Source organism: Pseudonocardia sp. C8 (assembly GCF_014267175.1).
In the GTDB taxonomy this organism is placed as follows: Bacteria; Actinomycetota; Actinomycetes; order Mycobacteriales; family Pseudonocardiaceae; genus Pseudonocardia.
The window spans coordinates 1,692,562-1,713,759 of record NZ_JACMTR010000002.1 but is presented as its reverse complement, the minus strand read 5'-3'; the positions used below and the strand labels follow the sequence as shown (position 1 = coordinate 1,713,759).

16 protein-coding genes and 1 pseudogene are annotated in these 21,198 nt (G+C 73.6%); 3 read left to right on the top strand and 14 right to left on the bottom strand.

Annotation, left to right across the window (positions count from 1 at the left end; translation table 11 throughout):
* Positions 1 to 2: 2 nt before the first annotated feature.
* Positions 3 to 3,152 carry a tetratricopeptide repeat protein gene (locus tag H7X46_RS08625; protein WP_370588662.1) on the bottom strand — a complete coding sequence of 1,050 codons (3,150 nt, stop codon included), beginning with the start codon at positions 3,150 to 3,152 and terminating at the stop codon, positions 3 to 5.
* 527 nt (positions 3,153 to 3,679) lie between these two features.
* Between H7X46_RS08625 and H7X46_RS08610 the strand changes: the two genes are divergently transcribed.
* Positions 3,680 to 4,852: a thermonuclease family protein gene (locus tag H7X46_RS08610; RefSeq protein WP_186358907.1), complete on the top strand. Its 1,173-nt coding sequence runs from the start codon at positions 3,680 to 3,682 to the stop codon at positions 4,850 to 4,852.
* Between the two features lie 27 nt (positions 4,853 to 4,879).
* Here the strand turns inward: H7X46_RS08610 and H7X46_RS08605 are convergent, their stop codons facing one another.
* Positions 4,880 to 6,163, bottom strand: a complete 1,284-nt coding sequence (locus H7X46_RS08605) for an HNH endonuclease signature motif containing protein (protein WP_186358906.1) — start codon at positions 6,161 to 6,163, stop codon at positions 4,880 to 4,882.
* A 138-nt stretch (positions 6,164 to 6,301) separates the two neighbouring features.
* Between H7X46_RS08605 and H7X46_RS08600 the strand changes: the two are divergent.
* A pseudogene (locus H7X46_RS08600) lies at positions 6,302 to 7,575 on the top strand (integrase core domain-containing protein).
* A 182-nt stretch (positions 7,576 to 7,757) separates the two neighbouring features.
* Here the strand turns inward: H7X46_RS08600 and H7X46_RS08595 are convergent.
* The 8 genes from H7X46_RS08595 to H7X46_RS08560 are packed head-to-tail and all read right to left on the bottom strand — an operon-like array spanning position 7,758 to position 16,511.
* Positions 7,758 to 9,236 carry a class I adenylate-forming enzyme family protein gene (locus H7X46_RS08595; RefSeq protein ID WP_186358904.1) on the bottom strand — a complete coding sequence of 493 codons (1,479 nt, stop codon included), beginning with the start codon at positions 9,234 to 9,236 and terminating at the stop codon, positions 7,758 to 7,760.
* The gene (locus H7X46_RS08590; protein ID WP_186358903.1) at positions 9,236 to 10,165 is read right to left on the bottom strand and encodes a fumarylacetoacetate hydrolase family protein; all 930 of its coding nucleotides are present in this window, start codon (positions 10,163 to 10,165) and stop codon (positions 9,236 to 9,238) included. Before H7X46_RS08590 ends, H7X46_RS08595 begins: the two co-directional genes overlap by 1 nt.
* A complete protein-coding gene (locus H7X46_RS08585; RefSeq protein WP_186358902.1) occupies positions 10,165 to 11,127 on the bottom strand; it encodes an MBL fold metallo-hydrolase in 963 nt (320 codons plus the stop codon). The genes H7X46_RS08590 and H7X46_RS08585 overlap by 1 nt, the downstream gene beginning before the upstream one ends.
* The gene (locus H7X46_RS08580; RefSeq protein ID WP_186358901.1) at positions 11,124 to 12,125 is read right to left on the bottom strand and encodes an ABC transporter ATP-binding protein; all 1,002 of its coding nucleotides are present in this window, start codon (positions 12,123 to 12,125) and stop codon (positions 11,124 to 11,126) included. The genes H7X46_RS08585 and H7X46_RS08580 overlap by 4 nt, the downstream gene beginning before the upstream one ends.
* On the bottom strand, positions 12,122 to 13,072 hold the full coding sequence (locus tag H7X46_RS08575) for an ABC transporter ATP-binding protein (RefSeq protein ID WP_186362528.1): 951 nt from the start codon (positions 13,070 to 13,072) through the stop codon (positions 12,122 to 12,124). Before H7X46_RS08575 ends, H7X46_RS08580 begins: the two co-directional genes overlap by 4 nt.
* 2 nt (positions 13,073 to 13,074) lie before the next feature.
* Positions 13,075 to 13,956 carry an ABC transporter permease gene (locus H7X46_RS08570; RefSeq protein ID WP_186358900.1) on the bottom strand — a complete coding sequence of 294 codons (882 nt, stop codon included), beginning with the start codon at positions 13,954 to 13,956 and terminating at the stop codon, positions 13,075 to 13,077.
* Positions 13,953 to 14,894, bottom strand: coding sequence for an ABC transporter permease (locus H7X46_RS08565; RefSeq protein WP_186358899.1), 942 nt, complete (start codon positions 14,892 to 14,894; stop codon positions 13,953 to 13,955). The genes H7X46_RS08570 and H7X46_RS08565 overlap by 4 nt, the downstream gene beginning before the upstream one ends.
* Positions 14,895 to 14,897: 3 nt before the next feature.
* The gene (locus tag H7X46_RS08560; RefSeq protein ID WP_186358898.1) at positions 14,898 to 16,511 is read right to left on the bottom strand and encodes an ABC transporter substrate-binding protein; all 1,614 of its coding nucleotides are present in this window, start codon (positions 16,509 to 16,511) and stop codon (positions 14,898 to 14,900) included.
* A gap of 159 nt (positions 16,512 to 16,670) precedes the next feature.
* On the opposite strand from H7X46_RS08560, the gene H7X46_RS08555 reads away from it, so the two are divergent.
* Positions 16,671 to 17,690, top strand: coding sequence for an AsnC family transcriptional regulator (locus H7X46_RS08555; protein WP_186358897.1), 1,020 nt, complete (start codon positions 16,671 to 16,673; stop codon positions 17,688 to 17,690).
* A gap of 27 nt (positions 17,691 to 17,717) precedes the next feature.
* Here the strand turns inward: H7X46_RS08555 and H7X46_RS08550 are convergent, their stop codons facing one another.
* The 4 genes from H7X46_RS08550 to H7X46_RS08535 are packed head-to-tail and all read right to left on the bottom strand — an operon-like array spanning position 17,718 to position 21,188.
* On the bottom strand, positions 17,718 to 18,203 hold the full coding sequence (locus H7X46_RS08550) for a flavin reductase family protein (RefSeq protein WP_186358896.1): 486 nt from the start codon (positions 18,201 to 18,203) through the stop codon (positions 17,718 to 17,720).
* Positions 18,200 to 18,940, bottom strand: coding sequence for an SDR family NAD(P)-dependent oxidoreductase (locus H7X46_RS08545; RefSeq protein ID WP_186358895.1), 741 nt, complete (start codon positions 18,938 to 18,940; stop codon positions 18,200 to 18,202). Before H7X46_RS08545 ends, H7X46_RS08550 begins: the two co-directional genes overlap by 4 nt.
* Entirely contained in the window at positions 18,937 to 20,391 is a 1,455-nt protein-coding gene (locus H7X46_RS08540) for a class I adenylate-forming enzyme family protein (RefSeq protein WP_186358894.1), read from the bottom strand. The genes H7X46_RS08545 and H7X46_RS08540 overlap by 4 nt, the downstream gene beginning before the upstream one ends.
* Entirely contained in the window at positions 20,388 to 21,188 is an 801-nt protein-coding gene (locus tag H7X46_RS08535) for an enoyl-CoA hydratase/isomerase family protein (RefSeq protein WP_186358893.1), read from the bottom strand. The genes H7X46_RS08540 and H7X46_RS08535 overlap by 4 nt, the downstream gene beginning before the upstream one ends.
* Between the last annotated feature and the right edge of the window lie 10 nt (positions 21,189 to 21,198).

The following is a 21,198-nucleotide window of genomic DNA, read 5'->3' as shown; positions in this document are numbered from 1 at the left end:
CCTCAGGTCGGCCGCTCGAGCCCGCTCAGCTCCGCGCGCACCCCCGCCGCCTCGGGGACCTCGAGATCGGTGTAGAGGTCGAGCGCCTCCCGCCAGTGACCGCGGGCCTGCTCGGGGTCGCCGGCGTCACGCAGGCAGCGGGCGACACCGTCGTGCGCCCGCGCCTGCTCGTACCGGTCGCCGATCCGGGTGGCGAGGGTGAGCGCGGCGGCGTGCTCGTGCCGGGCTCCGGCGGGCTCGCCGGCGGCGTACCGCGTCTCCCCCAGGTTGTTGAGCGCCTTGGCCTCGCCCGGCAGCTCGCCGATGTCCCGGCATCGGGCGAGGGCCTGCTGGTGGTGGCGCACGGCCAGCGCGGTACGGCCCTGCCTCCGGTACACCACGCCGAGGTCGTCGAGGCTGTACGCCTCCGTCGCCCGGTCACCGATCTCGCGGCCGACGGCCAGCGCCTGCTGGTGGTGGGCGATCGCCTGTGCGAGGTCACCCCGCTGGCAGTCGACGAGCCCCAGGTTCCCCAGCGCGTACGCCTCCCCGGCACGGTCCCCGTTCTCGCGGAACAGCACGAGGCTGTGCCGGTGGTGCTCGACGGCCTCGTCGTCGTGACCCATCCGGGACAGGGCGAGCCCCAGGCTGGCGTGGGTGTAGGACTCCCCGATCGGATCGCAGAGGTCCTCGAACAAGGCCAGCGCACTGCGGTGGTGCTCCGCCGCCTCCCGGTACCGCCCCTGGCGCCGGCGCACGAACCCGAGGCAGGTCACGGTTCGCGCCTCCCCGACCCGGTCCCCGATCTCCCGGAACAGCGCCAGCGCCCGGAGCTGGTACTCGGCGGCCTGCGTGTAGTCGCCCTGCTGCCAGGCGACGAGACCGACGTTGCCCAGCGCGTACGCCTCCCCGATCCGGTCGCCGGCTTCGGCGGACAGCACCACGGCCCGGCGGTGTTCCTCGGCGGCGTCCGGATAGCGGCCCTGCCACCGGTGCACGAGGCCGAGATTGTCGAGCGCCCGCCCCTCCGCGGCCCGGTCGCCGGTCCGCTGCGCGGCATCGCGGGCGTGGGTGTGGACCGCGACCGCCTCCAGGTAGTGCCCGCCGAGCTCGAAGTAGCGGGCGACGGTTCCGGCAAGGTCCGTGGCATGGGCCGGCCAGCCGTGCACGGCGGCGTGGACGCACACGGCGGTGAGGCAGGCCCGTTCGGCGTCCAGCCAGGCCCGCCCCGTGCCGGGGTCGTCGATCGGGGGCACGGGCGTGGTCGCCGGCCCGACCCGGGGCCGCAGCGCCGTCTCGGCCGGCGCGAGGGCGTCCATCGCACACCCGGCAGCGTGCATGTAGAAGTCGAAGAGCCTGGTCAGCGCGTCCCGCCGGTCCTGCTCGGTGTCGACCGCGGAGCTACGCTGCACGGCGTAGGCCCGGAGCAAGTCGTGCATCTCGTACCGGTCCGGGGCCACCTCGCGGATCAGGTGCCCGCGGGCGAGGCCGGCCACCAGGTCCCGGGCGCGGTCGAGGCCCGTGCCCGTGAGGGCCGCGGCCGCGTAGGAGTCGAGGTCGGGGCCCGGATGCAGGCCGAGCACCCGGAACGCCCGCGCGGAGTCGTCCGGCAGCTGCCGGTAGGACCAGGAGAAGACGGCGCGGACGGCGGTGCGTGCGTCGCCGGCGGCGTCGAGCAGCTCCAGCCGCCGCTGCTCGTCGGCCAGCTCCGCCACGAGCGTCGCCAGCGGGGCGGCGGGTCGCCCGGCCACCAGCTCGGCGGCGACCCGCAGCGCCAGCGGCAGCCGGGCGCAGCGGTGGGCCAGCGTCGCGGCCGCCCCGGCCTCGGCCGTCGCCCGGTCGCCGATCAGCGACTCCAGCAGGCCGACCGCCTCCGCGACCGGCAGCCGGTCCAGGAGCAGCCGGCGGGCGCCGTCCCGGGCGACCAGCCCGGCCAGCGAGTCACGGCTCGTCACCACGACCGCGGCCGATGCCGTGCCGGGCAGCAACGGACGGACCTGCTCGGCCGAGGACGCGTTGTCCAGCACCACGAGCACGCGTCGCCCGCCGATGAGGCCCCGGTAGGTGGCGGACAGTTCCTCGGGCTCGGTCGGGACCTGCGCGCCCGGCATGCTGAGGGCGCGGACGAGCCGGGTCAGGGCCTCGGTGGCCGACAACGGCTCGTCCGGATCGTAGCCACGCAGGTTCACGTAGAGCTGGCCGTCCGGGAAGCCGTCCCGTGACCGGTGTGCCCAGCGGAGTGCCAGCGCGGTCTTGCCCACCCCTGCCGTACCGGAGATCACCGAGATGCGCACCGTGGTGCCCGGGCCTGCGGCCGGGTCCGGCCCGCTCAGCTGCCGGTCGAGCTCCGCGAGGTCGCCGGCCCGGCCGGTGAACCCGGGCACCTCCGCGGGCAGCTGCGCCGGTACGGCGGGGCCGGTCGGGGCCGGCGGCCCCCGGTCGTCCGCCGCCGGACCACCGCCGAGGATCTCCTGGTGGAGCTGCTGCAGTGCCGCGTCGGGCTCCAGCCCGAGCTCCTCGACCAGGCGCGACCGGATCTCCTGGAACTGGCTCAGGGCGTCGGCCTGGCGACCGCACCGGAAGAGGGCGAGCATGAGCTGCCCGGCCAGCCGCTCGTCCAGCGGATGCGCCGCAGCTCGCGCGGTCAGCACCGGGAGCAGTGCCGCGTGGTCGCCCCGCCGCAGGCGCAGGTCGTTGCCGTCGAGCTCCGCGGAGTAGCGCTCCTGCTCGAGACCCTCCCGCAGCCGCTGGACCCATTCGCCGTCCAGGCCCGCGAACGCCTCGCCCCGCCACAGGCCCAGTGCCTGCTCGAACAGGCTCGACGCGCGTTCCGCGTCGGCGGTGGCCCGGGCGCGGGTGACCAGGTCGCGGAACCGGTGCAGGTCGACGGCCGACCGGTCGACGGCGACGACGTGCCCGCCGGGGCGGCGGTGGAGTTCGACGCCGGCGCCGGCGAGGGTTCGCCGCAGCCGGGAGAGATAGCTGTACACGGTGTCCCGGCTGCGTGGCGCCGCGTGCTCGCCCCAGACGCGGTCGACGATCTGCTCGGTCGACACCGGCCGGTCGGCGTCGACCAGCAAGGCCGCCAGGACGTGCCGCTGCCGGGCGTGCCCCAGGTCCACGAGCCGGCCGTCGACCCGGGCCTCGACCTCACCGAGAACCCGGAACTCCACCGTTCTCGGTCCCCTCTCACGCCGTGCCGGGCGACGTTTCTACCGGATCTGACCTGCGGGTTCAAGGTTCCCACAAGGTCCGTTCATGATCGACGGTGCACGATTGCCGAGCATACGGCGCAGCGAGGGGGTTGCTGCGCGCGCGTGTACCGGCGGCGACCGGCGTCGGGGGGTGCCGGCCGCCGCCGGGCGGGGGTCCGGGCCGGCGCGGCTCGGACCCTGCGTCGGCCGGGCCCCGGGCCGCGCCGGCCCGCCGGATCCCGCCGAGATGCAGATCAGCGCGAATTGTCGATCTTCGCGGACCCCTCGGCTGCACCTCGGCGAGGGCGTTCCGGGCACGGACGTTCCGGGGACGGATCAGCTCGTGGTCGTCGCCGGCACCGTGGATCGACAGAAGTGATGATCTCCGGGTCCGGTCGACACCCTGCCGCTAACGGGGTCTCCCGGGCGTCCGATGCGCCGGATGCAGTGCAGGACAGGGCCGGCAGCGTATCCGGATCGGCCCGTGGCATCCGGGGGTCCGTGCCGTGATCGGAAAGCTCGTCGTCGGTGTCCTGGCGGTCACCGGTGTGACCGTCGGGGTGGGGGTCGTGACGACGGTGGCATCGTCGGACGCCGCCGTCGTCACCCGGATCGTCGACGGTGACACGTTCGACGCGACCGTCGACGGCCGGTCCGCGCGGATCCGGCTGCTCAACGTCGACACGCCGGAGACCAAGGACCCCGACGCCGACGTCGAGTGCCTCGGCCCGCAGGCCGCGGCCCGGCTCGGCGAGCTGATCCCGGTGGGCAGCACGGTCACGCTCACCTACGACGAGGACCGGATCGACACCCACGGCCGCACCCTGGCCGGCGTCCACGACGGCGCCGGACGCCTGGTGAACGCGGAGCTGGCCCGGGAAGGTCTCGGCACCGCCGTGCTGATCGAGCCCAACGACCGGTTCTACGACGACGTCCTCGACGCGCAGGACGAGGCGCGCGTGGCCGCCCGCGGGCTCTACTCCCCCGCGGTCGCCTGCACGGTCCCCGCCCGGGTGGAGAAGGCGACCTCGGCGGTCGCGAGCGCGCAGCACGAACTGCGGTTCCCGTCACCGGATCCGGCCGGGCTCGACCGTGCCGCGCAGCGGACCCTGGTGCTGATCGACGAGATCGGCGCCGTGCAGTCCGCGTTCACCGGCCCGCGCCGGGGCCTGGTGTGGGCGGCGCTGTCCCCCGACGACGACCGCCGCCTCGCGGGCTCCGTCGGCACGGCCCACGCCGACGCCCGCGCCCTGCACGCGCGCTGGACGGCGCTGGCCGACGAGACGCGGAAGCGCCTGGCCGCAGAGCAGGAGCGGATCGCCCGCGAGCAGGCGGAGAAGGCCGCGGCCGACCGTGCGGCCCGCGAGGCCGAGCAGCGGCGGCGCGCCGAACGGGAGGAGGAGGATCGGCGGCGCGCCGACCGCGCGGCCGAGGAGAGCCGGCTCGCGGCCGCGCCGCCCGCGGTGACCGCGCCGGCCGGTTCGGAGCCCGCCCCCGCAGCGGCGGCACCTGCCCCGGCCCGGGGCGGGTGCGATGCCGGGTACACGCCGTGCGTCCCGGTGTCGGCGAAGGACCTCGACTGCGGGGACCTGCCCGGCGGGCCGTACCAGGTGATCGGCAGTGACCGGCACCGGCTGGACGCCGACGACGACGGTGTCGGCTGCGAAGGAAACGGCTGACCCGGACGAGTCAGCTCCACGCCACGGTCATGCCGCGGTGGCGGGGCGGGGTTGGCGGCGTGGTTGTTGCAGCGGGTCGATCCAGCGGGGCGGCACGAACTCCGGTAACCCGTCGCGGATCCGCACCACCCACCCGGGATGGTGCAGCAGCCGATGGTGCACCTTGCACACCATGACCGTGTTCGACAGTGCGGTGTCGCCGCCGTGTTCCCAGGGCACGATGTGGTGGACCTCGCACCAGGACGGGGGCCGGTCACAGCCGGGGTGGGCGCAGCCGCGGTCGCGGGCGGTGACCGCGCGGCGCAGCCCGTCCGGGATGGTGCGCGTGGCCCGGCCGACGTCGAGGGGCTGGCCGGCGCCGTTCATCACGATCGGGACGACGGCGGCGTCGCAGGCCAGCATCCGCAGGCTCTCCGGGCTGACCTGGCCGCCGAAGTCCAGCAGCGCGCCCTGCGCCCGCCGCTGCAGGTCCTCCAGCCCGATCAGCACGTTCAGCATCGGCCGCCGCCCACCGGTCTCGGGCAGCTCGCCGCGCTCGAGGACCTGCGCGCACAGCTCGGACAACGCGTCGGCCTGGCGCTCCTCGGGCCGGCGGTCGTCGAGGTGGTCCCGCGGCGCGGCCAGGGCGTCGACGGCGGCGGCGATCGCGTCGAACCGGGCGGCGTCGTCGAACCGGCCGCTGATCCGGCCCCCCGAGCCGCTGCGGTGCGCGACCACCTTGAGCGTGTTGCGCTGCGGCGGCGGGGCGTCGTCGGGTTCCGCGCCGTCCTCGTCCAGGGCCTCGATCAACCGGCGGGCCCAGGTGTGCAGCTCGGAGGGGTTGTACACACAGGCGTGTTCGGCGATCTTCTCCTCGGCCGCGGCCAGCCGCTCCGGGGACACCCGGCGTGCCGCATGCGAGTCCAGCACGGAGGCGATCACGTCCACGTGCCGCAGCCCGATCCGGCCCTCGGCGAACCGCTGCGCGGTCGCCGGCAACCGCGGCGGCTGCACGCCGCCATCCAACCCGGTACGCGGATGCACCTGCTCGGCCGCCCGGGTGCGGCGCCGCGCCTCCGAACGCTCCCAGTTCAGCAGGTCCGCCAACCCCGCCGCCGGGGTGCGGTAGCCGCGCTCGGTGAACGTACCCCGCCGCTCCAGTGTCGCGATCGAGGACACGGTGACCCGGTCCAACCGGCGGACCGCGCCCTCGCACAGGGTCAGCACCGACAGCAGCTCGTCATCGGAGGCGGCCGGGCCCGCGACCTCGTCGAGTGCGGCGATCGCCTCGGTGAGCAGGCGGTGCGCGGCGGCGAGCCGGTCGCTGGGCATGTCATGTCTCAGGACATCGGTGACGGTCCTGTGTCAGGACATCGGTGACGCTGTGGGTGTTGTTGGTGGTGACACTTCCGTCGTGAGGCTGTGGCGGTGGCCGCCCATGACCCCATCGACCCTCGTGTCCGCCTCGCGATCTCGCAGTGGCCTGATGACGCGCCGCGGGGGGCGGTTTCGACGTTCTGCATCGAGCACAACATCTCGCGCAAGTCGTTCTATGAGCTGCGGAAGCGCGCTCGCGTTGACGGGCCCGCAGCAGTGCTCGTGCCCAGGTCCAGGCGTCCGGGATCGAGTCCGTCGAAGCTGACCGAGCAGGTCAAGGCCCACGCTGTTGCGGTGCGGGCCGCGCTTGAAGCGTCCGGTCTGGACCACGGCCCGATCAGTGTTCACGAGAAGATGTGCGCGATGGGCCTGGGATCGGTGCCCTCGACGGCGTCGTTGGCAAGGATCTTCCGTGAGGCCGGTGTCGCCCGACGCGAGCCGCGTAAGAAGCCCCGCTCGGCGTGGCGGCGGTTCGTCTACCCGGCGCCGAACGCGTGCTGGCAGCTCGATGCCACCGAGTACGTGCTGACCGGCGGTCGCAAGTGCGTGATCTTCCAGCTCATCGACGACCATTCCCGCTACGCGCTTGCCTCTCACGCCGCGGCCGGTGAGACCGCCAAGGACGCGATCGCGGTCTTCGACAAGGCCGTGGCCGCCCACGGCGTGCCGCAACGGCTGCTGTCGGACAATGGGCTCGCGCTCAACCCGTCGCGACGGGGCATGGTCGGCCGGCTCGTGGCACATGTCGCCGCGCTGGGCACCGAGGCGATCACCGGCAAGCCGCACAAGCCGACCACCCAGGGCAAGAACGAACGCTTCCACCAGACCCTGTTCCGCTACCTCGACAAGCAGCCGCTGGCCGCCACACTCGCCGAGCTCCAGGCCCAGATCGACGCGTTCGACCACCTCTACAACTCCGAGCGCCCTCACCAGGGGCTGCCCGGACGGATCACACCGCTGGCTGCGTGGGAGGCCACTGCCACGGCCGACCCACCCCGCCCGAAGCCGGACCGGCCCGTCTACCGGCCACCGGCCCCCGTCGTGGCGCCCCGGCCGACCCCGCCCGCAGACCTGCCCGCCGGCACACGGCTGAGAACGGTGAACTCCGCCGGAGTCCTCTACCTCGACAAGGTGCACTACAAGATCGGCGGCGAGCACGCGTTCGGACAGGTCCTCATCGTCACCGACGGAGACCAACCAGGCGACAAGATCATCGTCACCGACCTCGACGGCGAGATCCTCGTCGAGCGAACCCGACCCGCTCCCGGCATCCGCTACGTCGGCAACGGCCGCCCCCGCGGAAGACGCCCGAAGAACCCGGGAACGTCACCGAAGTCCTGACACATCAACCGTCACCGATGTCCTGATGCAGAGCTGTCACCCATGTCCTGAGACATCACAGCCGGTCGCTGGGCATGCCCTCATTCTATTCGAACATGTGTTTGATCGACTGTCCGTCGTCGCAGGCCGGCGACCGTCCGGCGACACGACGGGCGCGGCACCTGCTCCGGCGACGACCGGCCGCAACGGGCCGGGCCGTCGCCGGCCCTCACCGCAGCAACTGCCCGACCTGGAACCGCTTGATCTTCCCGACGCTGGTGCGCGGGAGCTCGTCGACGGCCAGGAACCGGCGCGGCCGGCGCGCGGGCGCGAGCCGCTGCGCGCTCCAGGCCAGCAGTTCCTCCTCGGAGGGCGCGGCCCCGGCCGGGACGTAGACCGCGGCGACGGTCTCGTCGAGCACCGGATCCGGAGCCCCCACCGCGACGACCTCGAAGATCGCGGGATGGGTGGCGAGCACGGCCTCGACCTCGGTCAGGCTGACGTTCTCCCCGCCGACCTTGACGATGTCGCCGCCCCGCCCGCCGAACCGGTACCGGCCGTCGTCGTCGACGGTCGCCCGGTCCCCGGTCCGGAACCAGCCGTCGTCGGTGAAGGCCGCCGCCGTGGTGCCGGGGTCGTCGAGGTAGCCGAGGAACAGCGTGTGCCCGGGCTGCCCGCCCACCTCCAGGTGCGGGAGACCACCGCCGGGGTCGGCGGCGAGCCGGACCAGGCAGCCCTCGGTCGGCGTACCGATCGTGTCCGGAACGGGCTCGGGGCCGGTGTCGGTGAGCACGGCGGGTCCGGTCTCGGTCATCCCGTACAGCTGCCGCGGACGGCAGCCGGTGAGCGCCGCGAGCCGCTCGTACTCGTCCCGGGTGAGGTTCTGGGCGAACCACACGTGCTCCAGCGCGAGCGGGTCACCTCCCGGGTCCCGGGCGAGGATCATCCGGGCCGGCGCGGCGAACAGGCTGGCGTGCGTGACACCGAGCCCGGCGGCCTGGGCGCGCCAGCCGGAGGCAGTGAACCGCGACGCCAGCGCCACCGACGCGCCGACCGCGATCGCCGAGGCGAAGCAGTAGTACTGCGCGTTGGCGTGGAAGAGCGGCAGCACCACGAACCACCGGTGCCGGGCGGACAGCCGGGCGGCACGGGCCATCGTCTCCCCGGTGAACGCGTAGAGCGCCTGCGTGAGCAGCACGCCCTTGGGCGCCGCGGTCGTGCCCGAGGTGAACATGATCGCCAGGACGTCCCCGGCCGCGGCCGACCCGGTCCGCGGGGTCCCGACGAGCGGTGCGCCGTCGTCGAGGTCGGCCGCCGTCTCGGTCAGTTCCAGGACGCGGGTGCCCCCGGCCGCTGCCCGGTACGGCGCCGCGCGGGCGGCCGCGCACACCCCGACCACCGGACGCGTGCGGCGGATCTGCTCGGCGAGCTCCGCCTCGGTGGCGCGGGGATCGGCCGGGACGATCCGCGCGCCCACCCGCGCGGCGGCGAGCCACACGGCGACGAACGCCGGGCAGTTCCCGAGCGCCAGGTGCACGGTGTCGCCCGGCCCGATGCCGAGACCGCCGGCGACCCGCGCGACCCGGTCGTCGAACTCGGTGTAGGTCCAGCACACGGTGTCGCCGGTGTCGACGTCGTGGAAGTGGAGGAAGCCGGCCGCGCCGTGCCGGGCGACAGCCGCCTCCCACAGCCCGGCCAGGGTGCCCATCAGTAGCCCGAGCTCAACGGTTCGGCGGGCACGCCCGGCACGATGCGCTGCCGCAGCTCGCCGAGCCGTTCGACGACCAGGCGCACCTCGTCACCCGGTTGCAGCCAGCCGCGGAACCCGTCGGGGTCCATCGCGAAGTGCTCGAACAGGCACCCGGTGGGCACCGTTCCCGAGCCGATCACGTCACCGGGGCGCAGCCGCGTCCCGCGCGACGTGTACGTGATCATGTCCGGGAAGCCCCAGTCGACGGTGTCCCAGCTGCCCTCGCTGACCAGCTCACCGTTGACGTACCCGGTCATGTTCAGTGCGAACGCGTTCTTCGAGCGGAACGGCTCGATCTCGTCCGGGGTCACGAGCATCGGCCCGAGCGTGTTGGCACCGTCCTTGCCCTTCGCCGGTCCGAGTCGCAGCGCCATCTCGTTCATCTGGAGGTCACGCCCGCTCCAGTCGCACAGCAGCATGTACCCCGCGATGTGCTCCTCGGCCCGGTCCAGCGGGATCGTCGCGCCCGGCTTGCCGATCACGGCGGCGATCTCGAGCTCGTAGTCGAAGCGCCGGCAGTTCGGCGAGATCGGCACCTCGTCGTACGGCCCGACGACGGCGGCCGGGTTGGAGAAGTAGAAGACCGGGAACTGGTGGTGCCGCTCGTCGAGCTCCAGGTCGGAGGCGGCCGAGCAGTTGCGCAGGTGCTGCAGGAAGCCCATGCAGTCCCGGATCGACCGGGGTTCCAGGGGCGCCCGCAGGGTCAGGCCGTCGAGGTCGACGGTCTCGACCGGGTCGGCCTGCGCCCGCTCCCCGGCCGCGTCCAGGCCGTCGGACTCCAGCAGCCCGAGCAGGGTGACGCCCGGCTCGAGACCGTGCACCCGGTCCCCGTCGACGAGCCCGACGCGGTCGTCGCCCGCGGCCGAGGCGTAGGTGACGAAGCGCATCAGCGGGTCACCTCCGGCGAGGGGAAGCCCTCCAGCGCCGCGATCCGGGACAGCACGGTCAACCGGTCCGGGCGTTCCATGGCGGGATCCAGCTGCTGGTAGACGTTGAGGACGTTCTGGGCGAGCCTGCCGTGCTCGGGAAGGTCGCCGTACCGCCCGAGGTCGATCGAGTCGATGGCCTGGTCCACCGGCAGGCCGTCCTCGAACCGGGTGCGGGCCTCGCGCTCCACGAACACCAGGTACTCCCGCATGCTGCTGACCTCGGCCTTGTCGCTGACCGGGCCGTGCCCGGGGACGATGGTCCGCACGTCCATGTCGAGGATGCGGTCCAGCGCCGCGATCCAGCGGTCGATCGGGCCCGCCCAGGCGATCGGCGTCCCGCCGACGAACAGGATGTCCCCGGCGTAGAGCAGCCGCGCGTCCGGGACGTGCACGAGCGTGTCGCCCGCGGTGTGCGCGGGGCCGACCTGGATCAGCCGCACCTCGCGGCCGCCGACGTCGATGCTCTCCTCGCCTGCGAAGGTCCGGTCCGGCCCGGTCGCGACGACCGGTGCGAAGTCGAACGGACCGAAGATGTGCCGGGCGAAGTCCCCGGTCGGGCCGTCCAGCGCCTTCACGTTCTGCAGGGCCGCCACCGCCTCCTGGGTCATCAGCTCGGCGGCGGCCTCCGAGGCGACGATCTCGACGTCCCGCTCGGCCAGCAGCTGGTTGCCGAACACGTGGTCGCCGTCGGAGTGCGTGTTGACCAGCGTGCCGACCGGATGGGTGTCGGTCACCGGCCGGATGCCGTCCAGCATCTCCCGGGTGAGGTCCAGGTCGAACAGGGTGTCGACCATCAACGAGGTACCGGAGCCGGTGATCAGGCCGGAGTTGCTCCAGCCCCAGCTGCCGTCCGGGAGCAGCCACGCGTGGCAGCCGCCGCCCAGGTCGTGCAGGCCCTTGCGGTAGTCGAGTGTGCTCACGACGTTCCTTTCCGTGCGGGTTCGAGCTCCGGCGTGGTGTGGTGGCAGTCGGCGACGTGCCCGCCGGGGAGCCCGATCGTGGGCGGCGGGCTCGTGCGGCAGACGTCGGTGGCCAGCGGGCAGCGCGGATGGAACGCGCAGCCGTCCGGGATCGCGAGGGCGCTGGGCACCTCGCCGCGCACCGGCGGGCGTTCCCGGCGGCGCTGCACCTCCGGGTCCGGGACGGGTGCGGCCGCGATCAACGACCGGGTGTAGGGATGGGCCGGCTCGGCGTAGACGCGGTCGGTCGGGCCTCGCTCGACGATCCGCCCCAGATACATCACGGCCAGATCGTGGGCGACGACCCGGACGAGCGCGAGGTCGTGCGAGATGAACAGGTAGGACAGGCCCAGCTGCTCCTGCAGGTTCTGCAGCAGCCCGATGATCCCGGCCCGGGTGGAGACGTCGAGGGCGGCGACGGCCTCGTCGAGCACGACGAGGTCCGGCTCGCACGCCAGCGCCCGGGCCAGCGCGATCCGTTGCCGCTGCCCGCCGGAGAGCTCGTGCGGATAGCGCTGGGCGAACGCCGGGCCGAGCCCGACCAGGTCCAGGAGCTCCTGCGCACGGTCGCCGAGCCGGGCCCGGTCACGCACGCCGTCGAGCCGCAGCGGCTCCGTCACGATGTCCCGCACCGTCCAGGTCGGGTCCAGCGAGGAGTACGGGTCCTGGAAGACCATCGGCATGCGGCGGCGCAGGGCGTGCAGCCGGTCCCCCCGTGCGGCCAGCACGTCGTCACCGCCCAGCCGGACGGTGCCCCGGTCCGGACGGACGAGCCCGAGCAGCAACCGGGCCGCGGTCGACTTGCCGGATCCGGACTCGCCGACCACGCCGAGGGTTCGGCCGCGCTCGAGGGTGAACGACACGTCCCGCACGGCGCGCACCCAGACCCGCCGACGGCCGATCCCGGACCGGGCCGGGAAGGCCTTCGCCAGGCCGTCGACCTCCAGCAGCGGGCTCATGCGCGCTCCCCCACCAGCTCGCCGGCGCGGACGCAGCGGACGCCGTCGGTCAGCTCGACCGGTTCCTCGCAGATCGGCGCGGCGTGGCCGCAGCGCGGCGCGAAGCGGCACCCGGCCGGCAGGTGCTCGAACGGCGGGACGGTGCCGGGGATCGTCGCGAGCCGGGTCCCGACCGGCCCGGGGACACAGCGCAGCAACGCATCCGTGTACGGGTGTCGCGGCCGGGCGAACAGCTCCCGCACCGGCGCCGTCTCCACGATCTGGCCCGCGTACATCACCGCGACCCGGTCGCAGATGTCGGCGATCACCCCGAGGTCGTGCGAGACGAACACCATCGCCAGCCCGGACTCGTCGCGCAGCCCGGCGAGCAGCGTGAGGATCTGTTCCTGGACGGTCACGTCGAGGGCGGTGGTCGGCTCGTCGGCCAGCAGCAGCACCGGGTCGCAGGACAGCGCGATGGCGATCACCACCCGCTGCCGCATGCCACCGGAGAAGTGGTGCGGGTAGTCCCGGGCCCGCTGCGCCGCCGACGGGATCCCGACCCGGTCCAGCGCGGCCACCGCCCGCCGCCACGCCTCCCGGCGGGACAGCCGCAGGTGCCGGCGCACGGTCTCGGCGACCTGCTCGCCCACGGTGTAGGCGGGGTCGAGTGCGGTCATCGGCTCCTGGAACACCATGCCGATCCGGCCGCCGCGCACCTCGCGCATGCGGCGCTCGTCGAGCTCGGTGAGCTCGGTGCCGTCGAGAACCACGCTGCCCCCGGCGATCCGCGCGGACGACCCGAGCAGTCGCAGGATCGCCAGCGAGGTCAGCGTCTTGCCCGAGCCGGACTCGCCGACGAGCCCGAGGGTCTCCCCCGCCGCCACCGACAGCCCCACCCGGTCGACCACGACGGTCGGCCCGCTCGCGGTCGCGACCTCGACGGTGAGGTCCCGCACCTCCAGCATGCTCACACCAGCCTCCGGTTCTCGCGGCCCACCGAGTCCCGCACGGCGTCGCCGACGGTGTTGAAGGCCAGGACGGTCACGAGGATCGCCAGCCCGGGCAGCAGCACCAGCCATGGCGCCTGCGCGGCGAACTGGGTGGAACGCTGCAGCATCGAGCCCCAGGAGGCGTCCGGTGGCTGCACGCCGAGCCCGAGGAAGGACAGGCCGGCCTCGAACAGGATCGCGAACCCCATCGTCACCGAGACCTGCACGATCAGCGGCGACAGCATGTTCGGCAGCACGTGGGTCCGCACGATCCGCCCGGTGGGGCAGCCGATGGAGCGGGCCGCCTCGATGTAGGTCTCCTCGCGGATGACGAGCGCGACGCTGCGCGCCACCCGGAAGAACCGGGGCGCCGTCACCACCCCGATCGCGATCATCGCGTTCGTGACGCCTCGGCCGAGCACGGCCACGATCGCCATCGCGAACAGCAGCGGTGGGATGGCCATGAGCGCGTCCGCGATCCGGGAGAGGACGGCGTCGGCCCAGCCGCGGAGGTAGCCGGCGAGCAGGCCGAACGGCAGCCCGAACACCATGCTCACGGCCGTGGCTAGCGCCCCGGCCCACAGCGTCTCGCGGGTGGCGACGACCATCCGGGACAGCACGTCCCGGCCGAGGTCGTCCGCACCGAGCAGGTGGCGGGGGCCGGGCGCGGCGAGGCGGTCCATCAGCGTCTGCGCGTTCGGGTCCTGCGGGGTGATCCACGGGGCCAGCAGCGCGACGACGACGATCAGCCCGAGGACGGCGGCCGTCAGGACGGCGAGCCGCTGGCGGCCGAAGCGCCTGCGGAACGCGCCGAACGCGGACTCCGGGGCCGCCGGTGCGGTCGTCGGCACGGTGGTCATGCGGCCGCCTTCGGGTTGAGCCAGCCGTAGGACAGGTCGACGAGCAGGTTCACCGTCACCACGACCACGGTCGCCAGCAGGACCGTGCCCTGCACCATCGGGATGTCCCGGTCGAACACCGACTGCACCATCAGCGAGCCGATGCCCGGCAGCGCGAACACCGCCTCCACCAGCACCGAGAGCCCGAACAGGCGGCTGACCTGCAGCCCCGCCACGGTGACCACCGGGACCAGCGCGGTGCGCAGCGCGTGCTTGACGACCACGCTGCCGGGGGCGAGGCCCTTCGCCCGCAGGGTCCGGACGAAGTCGAGCTGCAGGGTGTCGACGACGCTGGCCCGGGTCTGCCGGGCCACCTCCGCGACACCGCTCGCGGCGAGCGTCACGACCGGCAGCGCGAGGTGCGCGACCCAGGCTCCCGCCGACTCCCCGAACGGCACGTAGCCGCTCGTCGGGAACAGCCCCAGCTCGGCGCCGAGGAACGTGACGAGCACCAGGCCCAGCCAGAAGTTCGGCATCGCGATCCCCACCGAGCTGCCGAGCAGCGCGATCCGGTCGAACACGCTGCCCTGCCGCACCGCGGCCAGCACCCCGACCACCAGGCCCAGCAGCACCGACAGCAGCAGGGCGAGGACGACCAGCGAGACGGTCACCGCCATCCGGTCGCTGATCGCCTGGGTCACCGGGTAGCTGGTCAGCATCGAGGTGCCCAGATCGCCGTGCAACGCGCCGGACAGCCAGTCCCAGTAGCGGACGAGGACCGGGTCGTCCAGCCCGAGGCTCGCCCGCAGGGCCGCGACCTGCTGGGGTGTGGCGTTGTCACCGAGCAGGGTGCTGGTCGGATCACCGGGGATGAGCAGGACGAGCGCGAACACCGCGATCGAGACGACCCAGACGAGCAGGGCCAGGGTGGCCACCCGGACGACGATCGTGTGCAGCACGGATCAGGCCCCCGGGACGAGCTCGACGGCACGCAGGTCGGGTGCGCCCGCGATCGTCGTGGTCAGGCCGCGGACCTTCGGGGACGCCATCAGCAGGGCCGGTGAGCTGCAGATCGGCAGGTGAAGATGCTGGTCCACCGCGCGGGCCGAGATCTGCTGGTAGGCCTGCGCGCGGGCGGCGGCGTCCGGCGCCGCCTGGCCCTGCGCCGCGAGCCGGACGATCTCCGGGTCGCGCATCCCGCCGGGGTTGAAGGTGCCGCCCGGCAGGTACAGCGACGCCACCGTCCGCGCCGGGTCGACCGCGCCCGGCCACTGCGAGACGTACGAGTCCACGGACTTCTGCCCGGTGAAGCCGGCGATGACCTGGGCCGGCTCGGCGATCTGCAGGTCGACCGTGATGCCGATCTGGCCCAGCTGACCGGCGACGGCCTCGGCGACCGCGGAGTAGGGCGGCACGTTGACCACGGTCATCGACATGGCGAACCCCTGCGGGAACCCGGCTTCGGCGAGTTTCTGCTTCGCCGCGGCGAGGTCGAATCTCGACGCGTCGGGGCCGGGATCCGGCGCGGTAGCCCAGTAGCCGTCCGGGAAGATCTGCGGCGACGCGGTGCACTGGCCGCCGAGGATGGCCTGCGAGATCCCGGCGCGGTCGATCGCCATCGCCATGGCCGCCCGCACGTCGGGGTTCGCCAGGGGCGGGTTCTTCGCCATGTTGAGGTAGACGAGGAAGGCCCCGGTCCCCGGCTTCACCAGTACCTGCTGGCCGGACGTCGCCGCCTGCGGATACTGGTCGTGGTTGATCGCGGTGGCGTCGAACTCGCGGGCACCGACCGAGCGGAGCCGGGTCTCGGGGTTGAGCTGAACCCCCAGCTCGATGCGGCGCACCGCACCGGCCGTCGCCGCGGCGTTCCAGTACCGGTCGAACTTCTCGTAGGTGACCTGCACGCCCGGCTGGTCGTCGACGACGCGGTACGGGCCCGCGCCGACCGGCCGCAGGTCGAGATCGGGGTTCCCGAACGCGGTGGGCGAGACCATCATCCCGGCACGGTCGGCGAGCAGCGCGGGGAGCGACGCGCTCGGCGCGGCGAGCCGCAGGACCGCGGTCCGCGGATCGGGGGTCTCGACGGACTCGACGACGGCGAGATCGGGTTTGAGGGTCGAGCGTTCGGTGGTCTTCGCGCGCTCGATGTTGGCCTTGACCGCGGCCGCGTCGAAGGTTGTCCCGTCGTGGAAGACGACCCCGTCCCGGAGGGTCAGGGTGAGCGTCCGGCCCTGGTCGGAGAGCCTCGACGACTCCGCCAGCATCGGCACGACCCGCCCTTGCGCGTCGATGTCGAAGAGGCGGTCGTAGACCGGCAGCAGGAACGCGTTGACGAACTGGTTCGCCGCGGTCGCCGGGTCGTAGTTCTTGCTGGCGTCCGTGCCGAAGCTGAACCGCAATGTGGCGTTCGGGTCGGCCGGGCCGGTCGGCGCGGCGCCGACCGAGCTCCCCATCGCGGCCGGCGCGGCGGGCTGCCCGCCACCGCAGCCCGCGAGGAGCGTTCCCACCACTGCGATGCCGGCCACGAGCAGCCGGGCCCGGCGTCTCGGAGCAGACACCTTGCCGATCACGGACATCCCGCCTCCACACGCGTCGTTGCGAGTCGTGGCCCGCGAGCAGTGCGCCGCGAGGCCAGGAGAGTGCTAGGGTCGACCCATTAGAGCCGAATTTCGGCGCATATTGTGCAACTTGCGCCGATTTCCGGAGTCTCGTGGGCACGAACGGGTGGTGTCAAGATGCCGGGACGTCAGCGTCGGCAGGAGCTGGACGAGATCGACCGTGCCCTCGTCGCCGCGCTGCGCCGCGACGGGCGCACGCCGAACGTCGAGCTGGCGAAGCTCGTGGGCGTGTCCGAGAAGACCGTGCGCAGCCGGATCGCGCGGCTCGTCGGAGAGCACGGGCTCACCGTGACCGCCCGGTTGTCCGATCCCGCCCAGCGCAGCCGGATGGTCTACCTCCTGCTGACCGAGCCCGGTCGCCGCTTCGGCGTGGCGGAGTTCCTGGCCGCGCAGTCCGAGGTGGACCAGGTCCAGCTGATCACGGGTTCGGCCGACGTCATGGTCTCCGCGTCCTTCCCGGACGACGCGGCCGCGCTGCGCTTCCAGGTGCAGGTCGTCGAGGGGCACCCGGGTGTGCGGTCGGCGCAGTCCTGTCACCTCATCGGCGAGGTCGGCGGGCCCGCGTTCGAGGCCGCCCCGGCCGGGCCCCGGGTCGACACCGAGGTGCTGGCCGCGCTGATGATCGGCCCGCCCCGCCATCCGAGCTTCGACGCGCTCACCGACGCGATCTGCGACGCGATGACCGGTGGGCTCGGTGCCGACCGGGTGCTCGTCGTGACCAGCGACCGGCCGAACGGCGACTGGGCCGGCTACACCGTCTCCCGGCGTCGCGGCATCTCCCAGCGCTACCTCGACGCCCTGGTCGCCCGGATCAACGACGGGCGGACCGACGGCGTCATCAAGCGCGTCTGGGAGTCCCGGCTGCACATGTTCCTGGCCGACGCCCGTACCGACCCGCTGATGGCGGCGGCCCACGACCTCGTCCGGGCCGAGGGATACGTCAGCCTGCTCACCCTGCCGGTGCTCTACGGCGACTCGCTGGTGGCCACCATCAGCCTCTACTACGACCGCCCGGTCGCCCTGGACGACCAGTACATCGCCACCGCACAGGGGGTGGCCGACCACTTCGCCGTCACCGTCGCCCGGGCACTCGGCCTCGCCCCCTCGACGATCGCCGGCGAGCCGGCGCCGGGGTAGGGCGCGACCGGAGCCGGCACCGATCCGTCACGGTGCGACGTGGGCGTAGCTCCCGCGGTGGTAGAGCAGCGGCCGCCGCTCCCGGTCGAGTCCGAACGCCTCCACCCGGGCCACGACGACGGTGTGGTCCCCGGCCTCGTGCTCGTCACGGAGGCTGCAGTCGAGCCAGCCCACCGCGCCGAGCAGCCGCGGCGCCCCGGACGGCGCACGGTCCCATCCGACGCCGGCGAACTTCGCGGTGCCCGACCGCGACATCCGGGTGCTCACCCCGGCCTGGTCCTCGGACAGGATGCTGAGGCAGAACGATCCGACGGCCCGGACCCGGGGCCAGGTCGACGACGTCGCCGCCGGGCAGAACAGCACCAGCGGCGGGTCCAGGGACAGCGAGCAGAACGACTGGCAGGTCATGCCGAGCGGTCCGTCCGGGCCGCTCGCCCCCACGACCACCAGCCCGCTGGCGAACGCACCGAGCACCGTGCGGAACGCGGCGGGATCGGTGGGCAGCACGGTCACGGCGCGACCCCGTTCGCGGCGGTGTTCAGCGGCTTCGCCCCGCCGTGCGCGGCAGCCCCGCCGTCGACCGGGATCTCGGCCCCGGTGACGTGCCGGGCACCGTCGCCGAGCAGGAACGACACGACCGGGACCACGTCCTGCGGGCGGCCGGCGCGGCCGAGCAGGCTGAACTCGGTACTCGCCGCGCGGAACCGGTCGGACGCACCGGCGGTCATCGGTGTCTCGACGAAGCCGGGGTGCACGGCGTTGACCCGGATCCCGCGCGCCCCCAGCTCGGCCGCGGCGACCTTGGTCAGCCCGCGCAGCGCCCACTTGCTGGCCGTGTAGGCGACCGGGTAGTACGCGGTCAGCGCGGCCACCGACCCGATCGTCACGATCGACGCCCCCGCGCCCATGAGCGGGGACAGGAACCGGATCCCGAGCAGCGGGCCGACGAGGTTGACGTCGACCAGGCGGTGCACGGTCGCCGGGTCGACCTCGTCGAGCCGGTGGCGGTCGATCACGCCGGCGTGGTTCACCAGGCCGTGCACCGATCCGTGCCGGTCCGCCAGCTCCGCGGCGAACGCCGCCCAGGCGTCCGCGTCGGTGACGTCCAGCGCCCGGCCGGTGACGCCGCCGGGCAGGCCGGTGGGCAGCTCCCGGTCGAGGGCGTGGACGGTGTACCCGGCCGCGGCGAGGTCGGCCACCTGGGCCCGCCCCATGCCGCCGGCGGCGCCGGTCACGACGACGACGCTCATCGGCCCGCCGCCTGGAGCGCGTCCCGTTCCCGCAGGGCCGGTTTGGAGATCTTGCCGGTCGCCCCGCGCGGGAGGGCGTCGACCACCACGATCTCGGCGGGCCGCTTGTACCCGGCGAGCCGTTCCGCGCAGTGTGCGGCGACCGCGTCCACGTGCAGATCGTGGCCCGGCCGTGCGACGACGTAGGCCACCGGGACCTCGCCGAGGTCCGGGTGCGGCCGCCCGATCACCGCCGCCTCCAGCACCGCGTGCAGCTCGTGCAGCACCCGTTCGATCTCACCGGGATAGACGTTCTGCCCGCCACGGATCACCAGGTCCCGCTTGCGGTCGGCGATCACGAGCTCGCCGTCGACGATGCGGGCCATGTCCCCGGTGCGCAGCCAGCCGTCCTCGACCGGACGCGGCGCCTCGGTGCCCACGTACCCGGCGAACACGCCGTCGCCGCGCAGCAGCAGCTCGCCCAGGCCGGTCTCGTCGGGCCGGTCGATCCGCATCTCGAACCCGGGGACGGCCCGGCCGCAGGTGTCGAGGTTGCGACCGGCCGCCTCCTCGGGGCCGCCCACGTGGGTCAGCGTGACCAGCGCGGTGGCCTCGGAGAGGCCGTAGCCGAGCCGGATCGAGGCGTTCGGCAGGATCCGCCACACGTCGGCGACGACCTGGGACGCCGTCGGGGCGGCTCCGACGCCCACCCGCACCACCCGGTCGGTGATCGGCCCGTCGGCGACGGCCTGCAGCCGGGTCATCATCGTGGGCACGGACGGGAAGAAGGTGACGCCCTCGTCGCGGAGCGCGCGCAGCACGGCGCGCGGCGAGAAGCCGCGGTGCAGGACCAGGGTCGCCCCGGTCACCGCCATCAGGTTGATGCCCTGGTTGAGGCCGTAGGTGTTGTACAGCGGCAGCGCCATCAGCAGCACGTCCGCCCCGGTCGCGCCCACCCAGCGGTAGGTCCGGTCGTAGTTGTCGACGACGTTGGCATAGCTGAGCAGCACCCCCTTCGGGGTCCCGGTCGAACCGGAGGTCTGCAGCAGCAGGCACCCGTCCTCGGGCCCCATCCGCTCCGGCGGCGGCGGCGCCGCGGCGGCCGGCCCCGTGCCGTCGGGCACCGGAAGCACCGGCACGTCGCCGAGCTCGAGCGGGCCGTCGGCCAGCACCACCGACAGGCCCAGCCGCTGCGCCGTCTCGCGCACCTCGGCGGAGGTGAGCTGGCGGTTGAGCGGGCTGACGGTCGCGCCGAGCCAGAAGCACGCGTACTCGGCGACGACGAACTCCGGGGTGTTCTCGCAGTACAGCCCGACCCGGTCGCCGCGGCGGACCCGGCCGGCGAGCGATCCGGCGGCGCCCGCGATCCGGTCGGCGAGCTCACCGAAGGTGATCTCCCGGCCCTCGAACCGGACCGCCGCCTTGTCCCGCAGCCCGACCGCCCAGTCGAGCAGCGCGTCGACCCGGTTCATCGTGCGCCCGCCCGGAACCAGGACACCGTCCCCTTGAGGCCGACCTCGGCGAGCTTGTCGGTGATCGGCTCGAGCTGGGCGGACGTGTGGGCGATCGCGTCCCACTCGGCGCCCATCCGCAGCATCTCCCGGAACCCCTGGAGGTCCATGACCCGGTTCAACGCGCGCTTCTTGAGCGTGAGCAGCTCGGTGGGCATCTTCGCGATCTCCGCGGCGACCCGGCGGGCCTCCGGCAGCACCGCGCCGGCGGGGACGGCCCGGTTGGCCCATCCGAGCGATGCCGCCTCGGCACCGTCCATGCTGGACCCGGCGGTGTAGGAGAGTTCCTTGGACCGCTTCGGACCGATCAGCCACATGCTCACCGGGCTGAGCAGCCCGCCGCCCAGCGGGATCGTCGGCCAGCCGATCACGGCGTCGTCGGCGACGATCGTGATGTCGGTGCAGACGGCGAGCATCGTGGCGCCGCCCATGCAGTGCCCGTGGATCGCCGAGATCACCGGCTTCGGGCACTCCCACACCCGGATCCAGTGGTCGATCTTCTCGTTCAGGCTCTCCCAGTCGTCGTAGGCGGTCTCGTGCGGGCCGCCGCTGCCGACGTCGTAGCCGACGCTGAACGAGCGGCCCTCGCCGCGCAGCAGGATGCACGAGACCGACGGGTCCCGGCCCAGCTTGTCGAGCGTGGCGGACAACTCGTCGAGCATCGGCCCGGAGAGCGCGTTGAGCTTGTCGGGCCGGTCCAGGACGACCTCGGCGATCCGGTCGTCGTCGCCGTCACGGCTGGTGCGGATGTACGTCATCGTGGGCGTC